General features: G+C 71.5%; 14 protein-coding genes. 6 read left to right on the top strand and 8 right to left on the bottom strand.

Features of this window, described 5'->3' with window-relative positions:
* Positions 1-18: 18 nt before the first annotated feature.
* The 3 genes from ACFWXC_RS05225 to ACFWXC_RS05215 form a co-directional block, all read right to left on the bottom strand.
* Positions 19-498: a hypothetical protein gene (locus tag ACFWXC_RS05225; RefSeq protein WP_384473302.1), complete on the bottom strand. Its 480-nt coding sequence runs from the start codon at positions 496-498 to the stop codon at positions 19-21.
* 43 nt (positions 499-541) lie between these two features.
* A complete protein-coding gene (locus ACFWXC_RS05220) occupies positions 542-5,074 on the bottom strand; it encodes an RHS repeat-associated core domain-containing protein (RefSeq protein WP_384473299.1) in 4,533 nt (1,510 codons plus the stop codon).
* Positions 5,075-5,141: 67 nt separating this feature from the next.
* Positions 5,142-5,990 (bottom strand): helix-turn-helix transcriptional regulator, encoded by an 849-nt coding sequence (locus ACFWXC_RS05215; RefSeq protein ID WP_384473296.1) that lies wholly within the window; start codon positions 5,988-5,990, stop codon positions 5,142-5,144.
* A gap of 131 nt (positions 5,991-6,121) precedes the next feature.
* On the opposite strand from ACFWXC_RS05215, the gene ACFWXC_RS05210 reads away from it, so the two are divergent.
* Complete coding sequence (locus ACFWXC_RS05210) at positions 6,122-6,979, top strand: NAD-dependent epimerase/dehydratase family protein (protein WP_384473293.1); 858 nt, start codon at positions 6,122-6,124, stop codon at positions 6,977-6,979.
* A gap of 50 nt (positions 6,980-7,029) precedes the next feature.
* Here ACFWXC_RS05210 and ACFWXC_RS05205 read toward each other — a convergent pair whose 3' ends face one another.
* The 4 genes from ACFWXC_RS05205 to ACFWXC_RS05190 form a co-directional block, all read right to left on the bottom strand.
* The gene (locus ACFWXC_RS05205; protein WP_384473290.1) at positions 7,030-8,283 is read right to left on the bottom strand and encodes an MFS transporter; all 1,254 of its coding nucleotides are present in this window, start codon (positions 8,281-8,283) and stop codon (positions 7,030-7,032) included.
* The gene (locus tag ACFWXC_RS05200) at positions 8,280-9,653 is read right to left on the bottom strand and encodes a GH1 family beta-glucosidase (RefSeq protein WP_384473287.1); all 1,374 of its coding nucleotides are present in this window, start codon (positions 9,651-9,653) and stop codon (positions 8,280-8,282) included. The genes ACFWXC_RS05205 and ACFWXC_RS05200 overlap by 4 nt, the downstream gene beginning before the upstream one ends.
* 71 nt (positions 9,654-9,724) lie before the next feature.
* Positions 9,725-9,991, bottom strand: a complete 267-nt coding sequence (locus tag ACFWXC_RS05195; protein WP_384473284.1) for a protealysin inhibitor emfourin — start codon at positions 9,989-9,991, stop codon at positions 9,725-9,727.
* A gap of 21 nt (positions 9,992-10,012) precedes the next feature.
* Positions 10,013-11,077, bottom strand: a complete 1,065-nt coding sequence (locus tag ACFWXC_RS05190; RefSeq protein WP_384473281.1) for a M4 family metallopeptidase — start codon at positions 11,075-11,077, stop codon at positions 10,013-10,015.
* 319 nt (positions 11,078-11,396) lie between these two features.
* On the opposite strand from ACFWXC_RS05190, the gene leuA reads away from it, so the two are divergent.
* The 5 genes from leuA to ACFWXC_RS05165 all read left to right on the top strand — a co-directional run bounded on the left by leuA (position 11,397) and on the right by ACFWXC_RS05165 (position 16,966).
* On the top strand, positions 11,397-13,118 hold the full coding sequence (gene leuA / locus ACFWXC_RS05185) for a 2-isopropylmalate synthase (protein ID WP_384473278.1): 1,722 nt from the start codon (positions 11,397-11,399) through the stop codon (positions 13,116-13,118).
* A gap of 185 nt (positions 13,119-13,303) precedes the next feature.
* Positions 13,304-13,999 carry a TerB family tellurite resistance protein gene (locus tag ACFWXC_RS05180; protein WP_384473275.1) on the top strand — a complete coding sequence of 232 codons (696 nt, stop codon included), beginning with the start codon at positions 13,304-13,306 and terminating at the stop codon, positions 13,997-13,999.
* Between the two features lie 228 nt (positions 14,000-14,227).
* Complete coding sequence (locus ACFWXC_RS05175; protein WP_384473444.1) at positions 14,228-15,409, top strand: exo-alpha-sialidase; 1,182 nt, start codon at positions 14,228-14,230, stop codon at positions 15,407-15,409.
* An 82-nt stretch (positions 15,410-15,491) separates the two neighbouring features.
* Positions 15,492-16,025: a SigE family RNA polymerase sigma factor gene (locus ACFWXC_RS05170; RefSeq protein ID WP_384473273.1), complete on the top strand. Its 534-nt coding sequence runs from the start codon at positions 15,492-15,494 to the stop codon at positions 16,023-16,025.
* The gene (locus tag ACFWXC_RS05165) at positions 16,022-16,966 is read left to right on the top strand and encodes a hypothetical protein (protein ID WP_384473270.1); all 945 of its coding nucleotides are present in this window, start codon (positions 16,022-16,024) and stop codon (positions 16,964-16,966) included. Before ACFWXC_RS05170 ends, ACFWXC_RS05165 begins: the two co-directional genes overlap by 4 nt.
* A 45-nt stretch (positions 16,967-17,011) precedes the next feature.
* Here the strand turns inward: ACFWXC_RS05165 and ACFWXC_RS05160 are convergent, their stop codons facing one another.
* Positions 17,012-17,689 (bottom strand): TetR/AcrR family transcriptional regulator, encoded by a 678-nt coding sequence (locus ACFWXC_RS05160; RefSeq protein ID WP_384473267.1) that lies wholly within the window; start codon positions 17,687-17,689, stop codon positions 17,012-17,014.
* Positions 17,690-17,805: the final 116 nt, after the last annotated feature.

Genomic DNA, 17,805 nt, shown 5'->3' with positions numbered 1-17,805 from the left:
CCCGGGAGCCTGTGCCTCCTACGCCGTCGCCCCGAAGGACTCGACGAAGTCCCGTACCACCGCCGCGGAGAAGGCGTCGGTCGCGGGGTCCTCCGGTGTGAGCAGACTGACGGTGTAGTACTCGGCCATCAGCAGGCCCGTTCCTTCGACCGCCGGCTCGATGTCGGGGTCGTCCGCCCTGATGCCGGAGATCGCCGTGGCATGCAGCGGCCCGGTGCGACGCCGGTAGAAGACGGCGTACGGCCCCTGTCCCGAGTCGTCCAGCGCGTAGCCGTTCTCCTCCCAGAAGTCCTCCATCTCCGGCCCGGCGGAGAAGGTGACGATCCCGGAGTAGTCGTCGTCCGGTTCGGGCAGCCGCCAGTCCGCTTCCCCGGCCGGCGGCTCCCCGGACAGCAGGAGCCGTGACCACCGCTGCCGCGCGCGGGCCACGAAACGGCGCATGGCGTCGGGGAAGGCCGAGTCCACGGTGAAGTCGTTCGCATAGCCGGTGAGATCCATGGGTGTTCCTCGCAGGGTGCCGGGTCCGGATGATGCGCGTCGCTCAGGCCGTCCAGCCCGAGGTCGGGCCGTGGTACCGGATCGCGTCGCGGGGGATGGTGACGTCACTGTTGGAGAACCAGATGTGATCCCGGCCGCCCCGCAGCCGCCCCGAGAACAGCTTCTTCTCGGCCTCGAATTCGATCATGTACTCGCTCTTCTCCTTCGTGAGACCTAGGTAGGACTTGAAACCGCCGGGCTTCTTGGCCACCTCCGCCGGGCTCATCGGCGTGACGTATACCGCGGCCGCGTTTCTGCCCTGGGTCGTGGCCGGCACCTTCAGGGTGATGCCGTTCTTGCCGCCACCGCCCATGATCTTGTTGTAGCCGCTCTTGGTCGTATAGTGCCGGATGACGGTCTTGCACGAGGGGGCCAGCCCCAGCGGATCGACCCAGACCAGCGGGTTGACGACGTAGTTGTGGTGGTGCGGGGCCGGGTCCAGCCCCAGCGGGTCGGGGCTGTGGTACCGGGCCGTAGCGGGGTCGTAGTAACGGTGGTGGTTGTAGTGCAGCCCAGTCTCGGCGTCGAAGTACTGGCCCGGAAAGCGCAGCGGGCAGTCGGCCGGACCGGACGGCGAGTCACCCGTCGGCAGGCCCCACAGGGTGCTCCGGGAGCGCCAGACCGCCCGCCCGTCCTCGTCGACGAGTTCCGTGGGGGTACCGACGACATCGGTGACGATGGAGTAGAACCGTTCGTCGACCCACGCGTCGTCGTCCGGGCCGCCCCCCGAGCGGGTGCGCTGTGCGAGCGGGCGGTCACCGCCCGGCTCCCAGTCCCACGTGGTCACTTCCGGGAAACCCGGGACGGCCGAACGGCTCTGCTCGGCCAACCGGGTGCCGTCCCACACGAAGTCGGTGCGCTCCACCACGGTCGTACCGTCGGTGGCGAGGAGTTCCTTGGCGATCCGCCTGCCCAGCGGGTCGTAGCGGTAACGCCACAGGCTCCCGTCGGGAGTGCGTACGGTGCGCAGCCGGTCCTCGGGATCCCAGGTGAAGGTCCAGACGCGATGTCCGCCGGACAGCAGGGCACGGGTATGTCGCACCACCCGGCCCTGGGCGTCGTGCTCGTACCGGGAACGTCCGGCGGTCTGCACGAGGGTGCCCCGGTAGGTGATGTCACCCTGGACTTCGGGCACGCGACCGTCGGCCGGCCCGGACAACTCGGACCGGACGAGGTTGCCCAGGCTGTCGTAGGCGTACCTCTCCCGGCGGTCGCCGGCGGTGACCGCGGTGACCCGGCCGTTCGAGTCGAGTGCGTACGCCGTGGGGCCCACCGTGGAGTCGGTGACGACGCTGGGCAGGCCGTCGGCACGGTAGGCGTACGACCGGGCGATCCCGTCCGGCTCCGCTTCCCGGGCGCGCACGGCCTGGGACACCAGGCGATGGCCGGTGGAACTCCACCCCTGCCGCAGCGACGCGCCGGCCGGCAGGGACCGCAGCACCTCGTGGCCGGCGGCGTCGTGAGCGAAGCCCACCGTGTGTCCCGAGCCGCGCAACTCGACCGGCTGGTGACCGGCGTCGTAGCGCCACTCGCTGAGCGAGCCGCCCGGTGTCCGGCGCCGTACGCGTCGGCCGACCGCGTCGTAGGTGTTCGTCAGCGTCCCGCCGTTACAGGTCTCCGTCAGGACACGGCTGTTCGCGTCGTAAGTGAACGACAGGTCGGCGTCCGGGTTGACGGCCCGTAGGAGGGCGCCGCCCCGGTCGTACTCGAAGCGGGTGACACGGCCGTCGGAGTCCTGCTGCTCGATCACCCGGTCCAGCGGATCGTGACGGTAGCGCACGGACTGGCCGGCGCCGTTGAGGCGTTCGACGATCCTGCCCGCCGCGTCCCGGAGGTAGGTGACGGTCCGGCCGTTGAAGTCCGTCTCAGCGACGATGTCGCCCAGGGGGTCGTAGACGTAGGTCCAGGTCTGCCCCTGTGCGTTGCGTACGGCCACCGGGCGCAGTTCGGTGTCGTAGGTGAACTCGATTCTGCTGCCGTCGGCATCGGTTCGGGCGGCAGTCCGGTCGAAGGGGGCCGGCTCGAAGCGGGTGACGGCGGCCAGTACGTCGGTGTGGGTGAGGACGTTGCCCTCGGCGTCGTAGGTCCAAGTCTCGACGGATCCGTCCGGGAAGGTACGCCGTGCCGCGCGCCCCTCGACGGTCCACGCCACGGCGGTCGACCCGCCGTCCGGCTCGACGACTTCGCCGACCCGGCCGAACGCGTCGTAACGGAACCGCGTGACCGCCCCCACCGGTGAGGTCACCTCGGTCGGTAGCCCCGCGGCGTTGCTGGTCACCCGGCTCTCGCCGCCGAGCGCGTCGGTGACCGCGGCGATCGCGCCCTGTCCGTCGTAGCGGTATCCGGTGGTCGCGCCCGATGGATCGGTGACGGTCACCACGTTCCCGCGGTCGTCGTACACGTAGTGCCAGGTGGCACCGTCCTGCTCGACGGCCGAGACCAGGGCCCCGCCGTCCGTGTAGACGTACGAGGAGTCGCTTCCGTCCGGGTGGACCACGCGCGTGGTGTTCCCGGCCTCGTCATACGTGTAGCCGGTGGTGCGGCCGAGCGGGTCGGTGAGGGCGAGGAGGTTGTGGTACCGGTCCCAGGCCCGGGTCGTGGTGTGCCCGAGCGGGTCGGTCTCGGCGATCAGTTGGTAGGCCTCGTCGAACCGGTAGGTGGTGCTGTGGCCGAGGGAGTTCGTGGCGACCGAGGTGTGGCGTTCAGTGTCGTAGACGTAGGTGTAGTCGAGGATGCCGTCGGCTCCGGCGGTGGCCGTGCACCGGTTCTCGTCGTCGTACGTGTAGCGGTACCGGACCCCGTTCCGGTCCTCCCAGCGGGTGATGCGGTGCCGCTCGTCGTAGTCGAACCTCAGGGGCAGGCCCGAGGAGTTGTAGATCGCCGTGAGGTTGCCCCTCGCGTCGTACGCGTAGCGCAGGAGCGTCGGCCGATCCGGGTCGCTGAGCAGGGTGAACCGGCTGATCCGGCCCCCTTCCGTGGTCACTCCCAGCCGGTAGCCCCCGCTGTGCGTGACCTCGGTGAGGGTGCCGTCCGGCTCATGGCTCAGGGTGACGGTGTTGCCGTTGGCGTCGGTGAGGGAGGCGAGTGGGAGATCGGTGGCCGAGCCGCCGGGCGGCGGGCGGAAATGGAGCACCACGCCGGTCTCGGGCTGACGTACGGCCAGGACTCCGGCTGCCTCGTCGTCCCACTCCAGCGGCCACCGCGGACCTTCGACCGGAAGCACCGGGACGTCCGGGCCCGGAAGCGGATAGGTGAGGGTCATTCCATCGGCGGTGAAGAACCGGACCCCGTACGGTTCGAGGAGCAGTCGCTGATCCACCGTGGACGCCCAGGCGGGGCCGAACCGGCGTCCGTCGCCAAGGCCGGTTCGGTGGTGGCGCTCGATCTCCAGCGGGAACACCCCGTCCAGCAGGACGTCCGTCTCGGAGAGGACCATCTGACCCGTGGCCATGTCGATCGGGTCGCCGCAGGTGAAGAGCTGCTTCATCTGACGTCCCAGCGCACGGGTGCTCTTGCCGAGCCCCTTCACCCCGAGGGCCATGGCTTTCATGCCGCCCTTGAGGTTCTTCAGCTCCTTCATTCCCTTGGCGAGCTTGCCGAGGCTGGTGATGCCCTTGCCGCCGGGTATGCAGTCCAGCGCCGCGAACGCGACATCCCATAGGGATGCCTGGCCCTTGGAGTATTTGTAGAGCGTGTCCGCGAGGACGACGAGCGCGGCGACCAGCACGATCGCGCCGAGGATGGGTCCGCCGATGATCAGCGCGATGATGCCGACGACCGCGACGACGACCTTGCAGACGGTGACGATGGTGTCCCAGTTGTCCTCGAACCAGTGACCGACGTCCTGCCACCAGTGCCGGTTCGGGATCCCCGCGTCGGAGGCCTCGTCGATCTTCCGCTTCGCCTCACCCGCCGCGTCGTCCCGCATCTTGCGGGCGTCCTCGGCCATCTTCTTCGCGGCATCGAGGGCGTTCTGGGCGGTGGTGACGTCCGACTGGGCCTGGGTGTGCGCGGACTTGGCGCTCTGCACGTCCCGGGTGGCGGCCCGCACCTTCGCCTCGTCCGGCTTGTCACCGTCCGACTTGCTGCCGGTGGGGTCGTCCTTGTACTTGTCGGCTTCCTTGCCGGCGCGGGTGACCCATGAATCGGCGGAGGAGAGGCGGGACTTGGCGGAGCTGAGGTCGCTCTGGGCTTCCTTCGCCTTGGCGAGCGCCTTGTCGGCCAGGGCCTGCGCGCGCTCCAGCTTCGGCCAGTAGTCGGCCAGCGCGTCGCCGCACATCTCGTACGACTTCTTCAGCTTCTTCAGGTTCTTCGGGACGTCCTTGAACTGCTCCTTGAACACCTCGGCCGACTTGCCGGCCCACTGGAGCAGGGTGTCCTCGCCGGCCATGCCCTTGACCAGACGCAGGGCGTCGGAGACGTCGTCGGCGAAGTCGTGCAGCTGTGTGGCGAGGGAGCGGACGCGTTGCGGGTCGCCCGGGGTCGGGTCCCGGTCGAGGTCGAGTGGATGCCAGTCCGCCGGTCGGTACCCCGCCATGTCCCCGCAACCCCCGTTGCCGTTCTTCACTCATTGCGCGTGCGTCCCGGCAAAGGTATCGGGTGGGTCAACTGCGGCTCGGTGTCATGTCCTGCAGCCCCACCACCCGTAGCAGTTGCAGGCGTTCGTGGGACTCCGTGCCCGGGCGGGCCGTGTGGATGACGAGGAGCTGGTGGTGGTCGGCGGAGAGAAGGACCTCGCAGTCCAGCTCCAGCAGGCCGACGGCCGGGTGGCGGAAGCGTTTTGTCGACGCCCGGCGTACCGAGACCTCGTGCTGCGCCCAGAGGCCGGCGAACTCCTCGCTGTGGGCGCGGAGTTCGGCCACCAGCGCACCCGGCTCCGGGTCCGTGGGACGGGCCGCCGCCACCGCGCGCAGGTTCGCCACGTGTTCGCGGGCCCGCACCGGCCGGTCCTCCGGCGGGAACAGGGTGTGGGACGTCGGGTCCAGGAAGAAGCGGCGGACCACGTTGCGGTCCCGGGACGGGCGGCCCGAGACATCGCCGTACAGGGCCTTGGCGAGGGCGTTCTGGGCGAGGACCTCGCCCAGGTCGGTGATCACGGTCGCGGGTGCGTCGTGCAGCCGGTCCAGGACCAGGAGGAGGCCGGGGCGGACGTGCGTGCTCGTCGCCTCCCGGCGCGGGGGTTCCTCGCCGCCCAGGTGGAACAGGTGATCGCGTTCGTCCTCCGTCAGGCGCAGCGCGCGGGCCATCGCCGTCAGCATCTGGCGGGACGGGCGCGGGCCCCGGGACTGTTCGAGACGCGTGTAGTAGTCCGCCGACATGCCCGCCAGCGACGCCACCTCCTCGCGGCGCAGGCCCGGGGTGCGGCGGCGGGCGCCGGGGGCCAGGCCCACGTCGGCGGGGTCCAGGCGGGTGCGGGCGTGGCGCAGGAAGTCGGCGAGTTCGGGGCGGTTCACCCCTCCAGGGTGGCCCGGGGCGGCCGGCTTATCCAGGGACTGCCGGTCCCCGGATCGGGAGGTCTCTCCCGGCCGTGCCGCAGGCGGCCGAGGGTGGTGGCACCAGAGCGAAGGAAACCAGGGAGAAGACCATGATCACTCTTGTCACCGGGGCGACCGGGCAGGTCGGGCGGCGGTTCGTGCCGCGACTGCTGGCACAGGCCCGGCCCGGGGAGCGGGTGCGCGTGCTCGTACGGGACGCGGCCCGCGGGGAGCCGTTCGCCGGTCTCGGCGCCGAGACCGTCGTCGGCGACCTGCGGGACGAGGAGGCGCTCGGCAAGGCCGTCGCCGGGGTGGACGCCGTGGTGAATGTCGCCGCCGCCTTCCGCGGGGTGCCGGACGCGGAGGCGCGGGCCGTCAACCGGGACGCGGCGGTGGCCCTCGGGCGGGCCGCGCTCGGCGCCGGCGTACGGCGGTTCGTGCAGGTCAGCACCGGGCTCGTGTACGGCACCGGACGCGGCCGCCCGCTGACCGAGGACGACGAGAGCCGGCCCGGCGGCGAGATGTGGGGCGCCTACCCCGAGTCCAAGGCGCTCGCCGAGCGGGAGCTGCTCGCGCTGGAGGGCGGCATGGACGTGCGGATCGGACGGCTGCCCTTCGTCTACGGCGAGGGCGACCCCCACCTCGCCGACTCCCTGCGCTGGGCGGCGCACTGGGCACCGACCCAGCGGCTGCACATGGGCCACCACGCCGATGTCGGGCAGGGGCTGCTGCGCCTCCTGTACGCCCCGGCGGTGAACGGCCCGGTCCACAACATCGCCGACGACGCCCCCGTCACGGCCGTGGACCTGCACCAGCTCAACGGCGTCGAGATGCCCGAGAGCCTGCACACGAAGGCCGACCCCGACCCCTGGTTCGGGATCATGTCCACCCAGAAGATCCGCCGGGATCTCGGTTTCCGGCCGATCTACCCCAGCGTCTGGACGGCCCGGGACGCCGGGGCCCTCTAGCCGGCTGCTCCGGATCGACTCCTCCGGATCGACTCCGCCGATCGACTCCGCTAATCGACGCCCCTGATCCGCCCCACCAGCCCCGCCCCCGCCAGCCCGATCACGGCCGCCGCCAGGTAGAGCACCCGGTAGCCGCCCAGGTACGTCACGACCGGTGCGGCGAGGGCGGGCGCCGCGACCTGGGGCAGGGCGTTGGCCACGTTGATGACGCCGAGGTCCTTGCCGCGGTCCAGGGCCTTCGGCAGGACGTCCGTCATCAGGGCGAAGTCGACCGAGGTGAACACGCCGAAGCCGATGCCCAGGAAGGCCGCCGCGACGATCGCCCCCGGCCAGGTCTGCCACGCGGCCAGCAGTGCCGTCGCCGCCGCCATCAGCATCCCCGACCAGACCACGAACGGCTTGCGCCGGCCCACCCGGTCCGACCAGACCCCGCCGACCACCACCGTCGCCATCAGCGTCAGCCCGTTCACCGCCGTCAGGATCAGCACGCCCTGGTCGGGGTCGTGGTAGTGCAGGCGGTCCCGCAGGTAGTACAGGAGGTACAGCAGCACCAGCGCGTTGCTCAGGTTGATCAGGAACCGGGTCAGCCAGGCCCAGCCCAGGTCCGGGTAGCGGCGCGGGCTCAGCCAGAAGCCCGCCAGGAAGCCCCGCCGGGACCAGGGCGGCCGGTCCTCCGGGGCCAGCCGCAGATCCGGGTGGCGGAGCACGTACGGCAGCACGCCCACCGCCGTGAACACCGCGCACGCCACATAGCCCGCCCCGACACCCCCGGCGGCCGTCGCCAGCCCCGTGCCGCCGACCACCCCGAGGACCTGCGCGGCCCCCAGCCAGCCGCCCACCGAACCCCGCTGGCTCCTCGGCACCCGGTCCGGCACCGCCGCCGTCACCGCCGCGAAGGCCGCGTTCAGCGTCAGCTGGACCAGACACCAGCCCAGCATCATCGTCCACATGCCGCCGGCGCCCGCGAGGAGCAGCAGCGACAGCGCCCCGCCCGCCGTGCCGGCGACGATCCACGGCGTACGGCGGCCCCAGCGGGACGTCGTACGGTCCGACAGCGCGCCGAACAGCGGGTTCGCCGCCAGCGACACCACCGCGCCGACGCCCGTCACCCACGCCAGCATCGTCTCCTTCGACATCCCGGAGCCGGGCGCGAAGTCCTTGGCCTGGGAGGCGAGGAGGATCTGGAGGGGGCCGTACCAGCCCACCCAGATCGCCCCGTTGGCGAGGGAGAGCGCCGACGTCCAGCCCCGGCCGACCTTCTCGGCCGGTTCCGCCAGCGCGGCCGGCGCCCGCGTCGTCGTCATCCCTGTGCCTGGAATCTCTGCGCCGGGAGTCGCTGCGCCCGGATCAGGTCCCGGAACCAGCCGTACGACGACTTCGGCGTCCGCGCCTGGGTGTCGTAGTCCACGTGGACCAGACCGAAGCGGCGCGCGTACCCCTCCGCCCACTCGAAGTTGTCGAGCAGCGACCAGACGAAGTAGCCGCGCACGTCCACCCCGGCCTCCACCGCCCGGTGCAGCGCCCGGATGTGGCCGTCCAGGTAGGCGATGCGGTCCTGGTCGTCGACGCCCTCGTAGGAGCAGCCGTTCTCGGTGATGACGATCGGCGGGAGCTTGTCGCCGTAGCGGTCCCGGAAGCCGGTGAGGAGTTCCGTCAGGCCCTCCGGGACCACCGGCCAGCCGAAGTCCGTCACCGTGACGCCCTCGATGTCCTGGACGGAGAAGGGGAGGTCGGCGGGGAGGGTCAGCCCGCCGAACTCGATCTCGGCGCCCTGCGGGGCGCCCACCTTCGTCGGGGCGTAGTAGTTGACGCCGTACCAGTCGAGCGGCTCGGCGATCACCTTCAGGTCCGCGGCGACGTCGCCCGGCATCAGGTCGCCCATGCCCTCCGGGTACTCGCCCAGCAGCACCGGCTCCGCGAACAGCCGGTTGAGGAGGAGGTCGTAGAAGCCGGCCGCCTCCAGGTCCGGCTGCTCCTGGGAGGCCGGCCAGGTGGGGCCGTGGGAGTTGGCGATGCCGATGTCGGCGGCGCCGGCCGCGCGCAGTGCCCGCACCGCCAGGCCGTGGGCGAGGAGCTGGTGGTGGGCGACCGGCAGCGCGTCGAACATCAGCTGCTCGCCGGGGGCGTGGGCGCCCAGCGCGTGGCCGAACAGGGTGTGTTCGGCGGGCTCGTTGAGGGTGATCCACTTCTGCACGCGGTCGCCGAGCCGGTCCGCGACGGTGGAGACGTGGTCGGCGAACCGTGCGGCGGTGTCCCGCTCCAGCCAGCCGCCCTTCTCCTGCAGGGCCGTCGGCAGGTCCCAGTGGAAGAGGGTCGGGACCGGCCGTACGCCCGCCGCGCACAGCTCGTCCACCAGCCGGTCGTAGAAGTCCAGGCCGCCCGCCGAGCGCACCCTCGGCCAGGAGACCGAGAAGCGGTACGCGTCCACGCCGAGGCCGGCCAGCAGGGCCACGTCCTCGCGGTGGCGGTGGTAGTGGTCGCAGGCCACCGCGGCCGTCGAGCCGTCCTTGATACGGCCCGGCTCGGCCGAGAACACGTCCCACACGGAGGGCTCGCGCTCGTCGGCCGCGCCCTCGATCTGGTGGGCCGAGGTCGACACACCCCAGAGGAAGCCGTCGGGGAAACCCGGAAGACCGGGGACACCGGGTATCGGATGGACCGCGTCAGTCGCCATGGGCGGGATCATCCTTACCACCAGTAACAGAAGTCAACGTCCGGACGTGAACTACCCGTTACCGGTGCCGCTTAGGCGCCCTCCTCCAACACCCTTGAGATCAGCTCGCGTTGCTCGGAGGTCAGATGCGGATCGGCCGCGTACACCGTCCGCCCGTCCACCGTGATCTGGTACGCGAACCCGTCCGGCACCCCGGGCGGCGGCGTGCCCCGGCCGGCCGCGAGCGCGTGCTCGGCCAGGACCTGCCACTCATGGGCGTCGGGCCGCCCCGAGGTGTCCACCTCGGCCCGCCGCTCGATGCCCGCGAACCCGCCCGTACGCCTCACCTGAATACGCATGGGTCCCTGTGTAGTACGGGATCAGCCGGTCTGCACACCCACCTGCGCCCACGCCTTGAGGACCGCCTCGGTCTCCTCGCCCTCCTTGAAGCGGGCCTTGGCCGCCGCCACGGTGAGCTTCGCGAAGTCCGTGAAACGGGCGTCCGACTGCAGTTCGCCGCCGGTCAGCACGTCGTACCAGATCAGCCCGGCCCGCTCCCAGGCGTTGCCGCCGAGCGCACTGGCGAGGAGGTAGAAGGCGTGGTTGGGGATGCCGGAGTTGATGTGCACCCCGCCGTTGTCCCGGTTGGTCTTCACGTACTCCGCCATGGTCCCGGGCTGCGGGTCCTTGCCGAGGCGGGGGTCGTCGTACGCCGTGCCCGGGGCCTTCATCGAGCGCAGGGCCACGCCGTGCACGCCCGGGGCGAGCAGGCCCTCGCCGATCAGCCAGTCCGCCTGGTCGGCACTGTGGCCGAGGGAGTGCTGCTTGATGAGCGAGCCGAAGACGTCCGAGACCGACTCGTTGAGGGCGCCGGACTGGCCGTAGTACTCCAGGTTGGCGGTGTACTGGGTGACGCCGTGCGTGAGCTCGTGGCCGATGACGTCGACGGAGCTGGTGAAGTCGGTGAAGATCTGCCCGTCGCCGTCGCCGAACACCATCTGCTCGCCGTTCCAGAAGGCGTTGTCGTAGTCGACGTCGTAGTGCACGGTCGCGTCGAGGGGCAGCCCCTCGCCGTCGATGGAGTCCCGCTCGAACGCCGTCAGGTACAGGTCGAAGGTGGCGCCGAGGCCGGCGTAGGCACGGTTGACGCTGGCGTCCTGGCCGGGCTCGGAGCCCTCGTCGCGGACCTTGGTGCCGGGCAGGTCGGTGCCGTGCCCGGCGTCGTAGATCGTGCGGTGCGGGGTGCCGGTGGCGGCCGTCACCGCCGGGGCGACGGCGCCGCGGACCGTGGTGATCCGGCGGCGGGTGCGCTGCACGGCGTCCTGCTGGAGGGTGCGCAGTGCGGAGTCGGCGAGCTCCCGCTCCTCCTGGGTGGCGAGGTGGTCGAGGATGTGCGGCGGCACGATGGTGCAGAAGACGGGCCTGTGGCCCCCGTTGGTCGTCATGGACCGCACCCTCGCACTGAGTCATGTGGCTGTCACTACCCGCAACCATGATTGGTGAAATACGGTGACAATTGACCACCCTCCGTGAGCGGGAGTGGTATGGCGCACCTTTTGTCCCGTTCCTCCCGGCGGTCCCGCATACTGATACGGCGCCCCGCGTCCGGAGGGGCTCGGCTAGCATGCGGAGCATCATGCGTTTCGGGCTGCTTCTTCTTAGCTGCCGCGGCGAGGGCCTGTAGTCCAGGTCGACTCCCTCCCCGCGGAGCTTCGCGTTGCGTCGTCGGCCGTCCTTCCGGACCTCCTGAGGAGCCCCGCAATCATGGCGAACCGCCAGCAGCCCACCACCATGCCGGTGCACAAGTACGGCCGCTACGAGCAGGTCGACATCCCGGACCGCACCTGGCCCCAGCAGCGCATCACCACCGCCCCCCGCTGGCTCTCCACCGACCTGCGCGACGGCAACCAGGCCCTGATCGACCCGATGTCGCCCGAGCGCAAGCGCCGGATGTTCGACCAGCTGGTGAAGATGGGCTACAAGGAGATCGAGGTCGGCTTCCCCGCCTCCGGCCAGACCGACTTCGACTTCGTGCGCTCGATCATCGAGGAAGAGGGCGCGATCCCGGACGACGTCACGATCTCCGTGCTGACCCAGGCCCGCGAGGACCTGATCGAGCGGACCGTGGAGTCGCTGAAGGGCGCCAGGCGGGCCACCGTCCACCTGTACAACGCGACCGCCCCCGTCTTCCGGCGCGTGGTGTTCCGCGGCTCCAAGGACGACATCAGGCAGATCGCCGTCGACGGCACCCGCCTGGTGATGGAGTACGCCGAGAAGCTGCTGGGCCCGGAGACCGAGTTCGGCTACCAGTACAGCCCCGAGATCTTCACCGACACCGAGCTGGACTTCGCGCTGGAGGTCTGCGAGGCGGTGATGGACGTCTACCAGCCGGGTCCGGGCCGCGAGATCATCCTCAACCTGCCCGCCACCGTGGAGCGTTCGACGCCGTCCACGCACGCGGACCGCTTCGAGTGGATGCACCGCAACCTCTCCCGCCGCGAGCACGTCGTGCTGTCCATCCACCCGCACAACGACCGCGGTACGGCCGTCGCCGCCGCCGAGCTGGCGCTGATGGCCGGCGCCGACCGCGTCGAGGGCTGCCTGTTCGGGCAGGGCGAGCGCACCGGCAACGTCGACCTGGTCACCCTGGGCATGAACCTGTTCTCCCAGGGCGTCGACCCGCAGATCGACTTCTCCGACATCGACGAGATCCGTCGTACGTGGGAGTACTGCAACCAGATGGAGGTCCACCCGCGCCACCCGTACGTGGGCGACCTGGTCTACACGTCCTTCTCCGGCTCCCACCAGGACGCCATCAAGAAGGGCTTCGACGCCATGGAGGCCGACGCGGCCGCGAAGGGCGTCACCGTCGACGACATCGAGTGGGCCGTCCCGTACCTGCCGATCGACCCGAAGGACGTCGGCCGCTCCTACGAGGCGGTCATCCGGGTCAACTCGCAGTCCGGCAAGGGCGGTATCGCCTACGTCCTGAAGAACGACCACAAGCTGGACCTGCCGCGCCGGATGCAGATCGAGTTCTCCAAGCTGATCCAGGCCAAGACGGACGCCGAGGGCGGCGAGGTCACCGGCTCCGACATCTGGTCGGTCTTCCGGGACGAGTACCTGCCGAACCCGGAGAACCCCTGGGGCCGCATTCAGGTCCGCACCGGCCAGTCGACCACCGACACCGACGGCACCGACACCCTCACCGTCGAGGCCACCGTCGACGGCGAGGACACCGTCCTGACCGGCTCCGGCAACGGCCCGATCTCCGCGTTCTTCGACGCACTGCAGGGTCTGGGCATCGACGTACGGCTCCTGGACTACCAGGAGCACACGATGAGCGAGGGCGCCTCCGCGCAGGCCGCCTCGTACATCGAATGCGCGATCGACGACAAGGTTCTGTGGGGGATCGGCATCGACGCGAACACGACGCGTGCGTCGCTGAAGGCGGTCGTCTCCGCCGTCAACCGCGCGACGCGATAATCGCTCTGACCGGCGGTTTAAGGGCCCTGATCGTGCTGTACGGCGATCAGGGCCCCGTCGTTTACCGGCCATCCGGCCGTGGAGGTCACGGAAAGGTCTCGTACGGGGTACTGACTCCACCTCACCGATGTGGCTAACATCACGCCAGCGGTGGCGATGTTGCCACGGCGTTAAGGAGGTGCGACGTGCTGCCAGTACGGGGACGAGACGGCCGAACCGCCAGGCCTGCCCGCATTCTGGGCACCCGCACCGCATGGACACCCGTCGGCGACGGCGAGTTCTTCTGCCCCGGCTGCGGAGGCGACCGCAACTACCAGCGGCTCACCGGCCGCCGCCGCTTCACCCTGCTCGGCGTACCCGTGCTGCCGCGCGGCACCACCGGGCCGGTCGTGGAGTGCGCCGCCTGCCGTCACCACTACGGCACCGATGTCCTCGACCACCCCACCACCTCCCGCTTCTCGGCGATGCTCCGCGACGCCGTGCACACCGTCGCCCTCGCCCTCCTCGCCGCGGGCGGCGCCTGCGCCCGCACGTCTCTCGGGGCGGCCGCGGCCACGGTCCGCGCGGCCGGCTTCGAGGACGTCACGGAGGAGCAGCTGAGCGCGCTCGTCGACGCGCTCGCCGCCGACACCGGCCGGGTCTTCGAGCAGCCGGGCGGGGCGAGCCTCGCGATAGAACTGCACGAGGCCCTCGACCCGCTGGCCCCGCACCTCGCCCCCGCCGGCCGCGAGTCCCTGCTCCTCCAGGCCGCCCGGATCGCACTCGCCGACGGCCCCTACACCAACGCCGAACGCGAGGTCCTCGGCACGGTCGGCGCGGCCCTGACCATCTGCGCCGACGATGTGACCCGCCTGCTGGCAGCGGCCCGCACCCCCTCCTGAGCCGCGGCGGACACGGCCCGTACGGCCTCCTGAGCCGCGGCGGAACACGGCTCGGACGCCCGCCCGAGCCGCCGGTGGAGCACGGCCCGTACGTCCCCCCTCGGTTCGCGGCCCGGCCGCCCGGCCCGGGAGCTGACGGTGTACCAAACCGCGTGACCCGTTCGGCCGTTGCGGGGGTGCGGTGAAGGCGGCGGGGAGGAACATGGAAGGGTGAGCCATGTGTCTCCTGTGACCCGTGTGAGCCGGATCTCCCTCGCCGCCGCCCTGCTGCTCGGGGCGTTCGCCGTCGAACCCAGGGCCTGGGCGGCCACCTGCGAGTCCTCGGTGCCGTACGTGTCCGGCGAGGGCGGCTACACCCAGTACCGCATCCCGGCCGTCGTCCGCACCGGGCACGGCACCCTGCTCGCCTTCGCCGAGGGCCGGCAGACCACCGCCGGCGACAGCGGTGACATCGACGTCGTGCTGAGACGTTCCTCCGACGGCGGCTGCACCTGGGGCCCGCTCCAGGTGGTGGCCGACGGCAAGGGGAACACCCGCGGCAACCCGGCACCCGTCGTCGACCCGCGCACCGGCGACATCGTCCTGGTGACCTCCTACAACGACGGCTCGGTGAGCGAGGACCAGATCATGCGCGGGCAGGTCACCAAGGAGCAGAGCCGCCGGGTGTTCGTGCAGCGCAGCCGGAGCGACGGCCGGTCCTTCACCGCCCCGCGGGAGATCACGGCGCAGGTGAAACCTTCAGGCTGGCGCTGGTACGCCACCGGCCCCGGCCATGCCGTCGCCGTCACCGAGGGACCGCACCGCGGCCGCCTGGTCGTCGCCGCCGACCACTCCGGCCCACCGCGCCCCGGCTCCTCCGACACCGGCCGGGAGGCCCGGTACTACGGCGGTCACGCGATCTACAGCGACGACGGCGGCCGCCGCTGGCACCTCGGCTTCGTCGACGACTCCTACACCGGCCGCGACAACGCCAACGAGACGACCGCCGCCCAACTCCCCGACGGCCGCCTCTACTTCAACGCCCGTGACCAGAACGGCACCAGCCCCGGCAACCGCCTCAACGCCTGGTCGAGCGACGGCGCGGAGACCCTGGACGCGCAGTACACCGTCCAGCCGACCCTGCGCCGCGTCCCGGTGGTCGAGGGCTCGGTCCTCCAACTCCAGGGCCTGGGAGCTCCGTTGCTCTTCTCGGCCCCCTCGATCCCGACGGCCCGCCAGGCCATGGCCCTGTGGACCAGCACGGACGAGGGCATCAGCTTCGACAAGCTCCTCACCCTGTCCGGCCGCAAGGCGGCCTACTCGGACCTGGTCCAGGTGGACAAGAGCACGGTGGGGGTGCTCTACGAGACGGGGACGCGGACGGCGTACGACACGATCGAGTTCCGGCGGGTCCCGGCACCCCGGGAGTGAGCCGTGCCGTGCACCGGTCGTTGCCATGAACCGGGCAACCGAATCGGCCCGGCCGGTGGTCTGGAGGGCGAGGGGGTGGCTGATGCAGGCCGAACTCGAGGCCCAGTTCCAGGAATTCGTCAGAGCGCGGTGGTCCCATCTCGTACGGACCGCCTATCTGCTCACCGGCGACCCGCACCACGCGGAGGATCTCACGCAGACCGCGCTGGCGAAGGCGTACCGGTCGTGGCGCCGGGTCTCCGGGACCGACCGCCCGGAGGCGTACGTCCGCCGCATGCTGGTCAGCTGCAACAGCGACCGGTTCCGCAAACGGCGGGTCACCGAGTCGCTGACCGCCGCTCCGCCCGAGCGCGCGGAGCACGACGACGCGGTCTCCCGGGCCGACGAGCGCGGCACGCTGCTCGCCGCCCTGACGGAACTGCCGCCCAGGCAGCGCGCGGTGGTGGTGCTGCGGTACTGGGAGGACCTGTCCGAGGCGGAGGTCGCCGACGTGCTCGGCTGCTCCCCGGGCACCGTCAAGAGCCAGGCGTCCAAGGGCCTGGCGAAGTTGCGTACGTTCCCGGGGCTCGCGCACACCATGAGCCACGCGGGATCCGGACAGGGAGGCACCAGGTGAGCGGCGAGAAGCAGGGCGCGGAAGCCGAGCCGGACTTCGAGGACCGGGTCCGGGCGCTGCTGGCGGGGGACGCGTCGGCGCTCAGGCCGTCACCGGTGCCGTACCCGGAGATCCGGCGGCGGGGCGTGCTGGAGCGCCGCCGCCGGCGTCTCGGGGTGACCGGGGTGGCGCTGGCGACCCTGGCGGTGGTGCCGGTCGGCGCGTACGCGATCGGCGGCGGTGGGGGCGGTGCGGTGAGCCCGGCGGGGCCCGAGCCGTCCGTGCGGATCAGCGCGCGCCCGACGCCGTCCGCGCCGCCCACGCCGTCCGTGCCGGGCCCCGCGCGGCCCGCCACCGCGGGGCAGCTCCTCGACGGTGTCACCTACGAGAACGCCGCCGCCGGGCTCGGCAAGTGCATCGCCTACAACACGGCGAACCAGGTCGCCGGGGATCCCGGCCACACCGACCTCGGCACGGCCGCCGACTACCGGATCATCCTCGCGATGAAGAGCACCGGCGACTCCAACGCACCCGGCGACGGCATCTCCGTGGTCGCCGTGCGCGAGAAGCCGACGCCGGCCCGGCTGATCTGCACGGTGAAGGGCGGCGAGGCGCAGGGGCTGAACACCAGCGTCGGCGACCCCTTCGGCGACTCCCTGGTGGCCGTGAGCCCGGACATCAACGCCGGGAAGCTGTACCAGCAGTCGTACCTCGACAAGGGGCACTGGAAGCTGCCGTTCCGGTGGGGTGTCATCGGCGGCTACCGCAGCTCGGTCAGCAAGGTGACCGTCTCCTACGGCGGCAGCACGCGCAAGGCCGTGCTGGACCACGGCTGGTTCGTCGCCACCGGCACCCTGCACCGGCAGGTCACCGAGGCGCCCCGCCTCAGGGGCTACGACGGGACCGGAAAGCTCGTCTACGACTCGGACCAGGACGGGTCCTACGAGAAGACGCTGCCCTAGCCTCCCTGCCTGCCCCGGGCCGCCCGACGGTCCTCGGGGGCCGTCTCACCCCGCCGCCTCCCGCAGCGCCGTGTCCAGCAGGGCCTGTGCCGCCCAGCGCATGACCTCCTTCGCCTCCGCCGGCTCCAGGTCGCAGACGTCGCGGGTGGAGACCAGGGCCTCCACGCCGTACACCAGGGTGAGCGCCATGGTCAGCCGGCGCAGGGCGGCGGGCGGGAGGGTCGCGGCGAGGGGGTCCAGCGCGGTGCGCGAGAGGTCGAGCCGGGTCCGGTTCCGGACCGGGAAGCCCTCTTCCTGCCCGGCGCCCTGCCCGGCGCCCTGCCCGGCGCCCTGCCCGGCCTCCCGGCCGTCGTTCTGCTCGAAGTACCGCTCCAGGCTCGCGCCGAGCATCGCCCGCCAGGCCGGCTCGTTCGTCAGCTGCATGTCGGCGACGCGGGAGATCACCGCGTCGACGCGCTCGGCGGGGTCGGCCGGCAGGTTCGCGGTGACGTCCGGGCTGCGCAGCAGGGTGTGGGTCTCCCGGAGCAGTTCCTGGGGGCTGGAGAAGTAGCGGTAGGCGGTGGCCGTCGAGACCCGGGCGGCCTCGGCCACCTCGGCGATGGTCACCGTGCGCCCCTCGCGGAGCAGTTCCGCGGCCGCGTCGACGAGGGCCCGGCGGGTGCGCAGCTTCTGGTTGCGCCGGCCGTCCTGCGCGCCCCCTGTGCTCCCTTCACTCCCTTCCACGGCGGGCCTCCTCTTGTCGTGAGAAATTGTTCTCATTACGGTAACAGTGTCTCACTACGGGGGTCGCGGGCTCTGCCGAAGGGCGCGCGGCGTGACGAGAGAGGGGGCTCCCGACC

The organism is Streptomyces sp. NPDC058683, assembly GCF_042716195.1.
Classification (GTDB): Bacteria; Actinomycetota; Actinomycetes; order Streptomycetales; family Streptomycetaceae; genus Streptomyces.
This window is presented reverse-complemented; position numbering and strand designations above follow the sequence as displayed.

Excerpts from the sequence above, each read along its gene's own strand:
- ACFWXC_RS05210 (WP_384473293.1), top strand. The coding sequence starts at position 6,122 with ATGATCACTCTTGTCACCGGGGCGACCGGGCAGGTCGGGCGGCGGTTC.
- ACFWXC_RS05220 (WP_384473299.1), bottom strand. The coding sequence starts at position 5,074 with ATGGCGGGGTACCGACCGGCGGACTGGCATCCACTCGACCTCGACCGG.
- ACFWXC_RS05190 (WP_384473281.1), bottom strand. The coding sequence starts at position 11,077 with ATGACGACCAACGGGGGCCACAGGCCCGTCTTCTGCACCATCGTGCCG.
- ACFWXC_RS05195 (WP_384473284.1), bottom strand. The coding sequence starts at position 9,991 with ATGCGTATTCAGGTGAGGCGTACGGGCGGGTTCGCGGGCATCGAGCGG.
- ACFWXC_RS05205 (WP_384473290.1), bottom strand. The coding sequence starts at position 8,283 with ATGACGACGACGCGGGCGCCGGCCGCGCTGGCGGAACCGGCCGAGAAG.
- ACFWXC_RS05225 (WP_384473302.1), bottom strand. The coding sequence starts at position 498 with ATGGATCTCACCGGCTATGCGAACGACTTCACCGTGGACTCGGCCTTC.
- ACFWXC_RS05170 (WP_384473273.1), top strand. The coding sequence starts at position 15,492 with ATGCAGGCCGAACTCGAGGCCCAGTTCCAGGAATTCGTCAGAGCGCGG.
- leuA (WP_384473278.1), top strand. The coding sequence starts at position 11,397 with ATGGCGAACCGCCAGCAGCCCACCACCATGCCGGTGCACAAGTACGGC.
- ACFWXC_RS05200 (WP_384473287.1), bottom strand. The coding sequence starts at position 9,653 with ATGGCGACTGACGCGGTCCATCCGATACCCGGTGTCCCCGGTCTTCCG.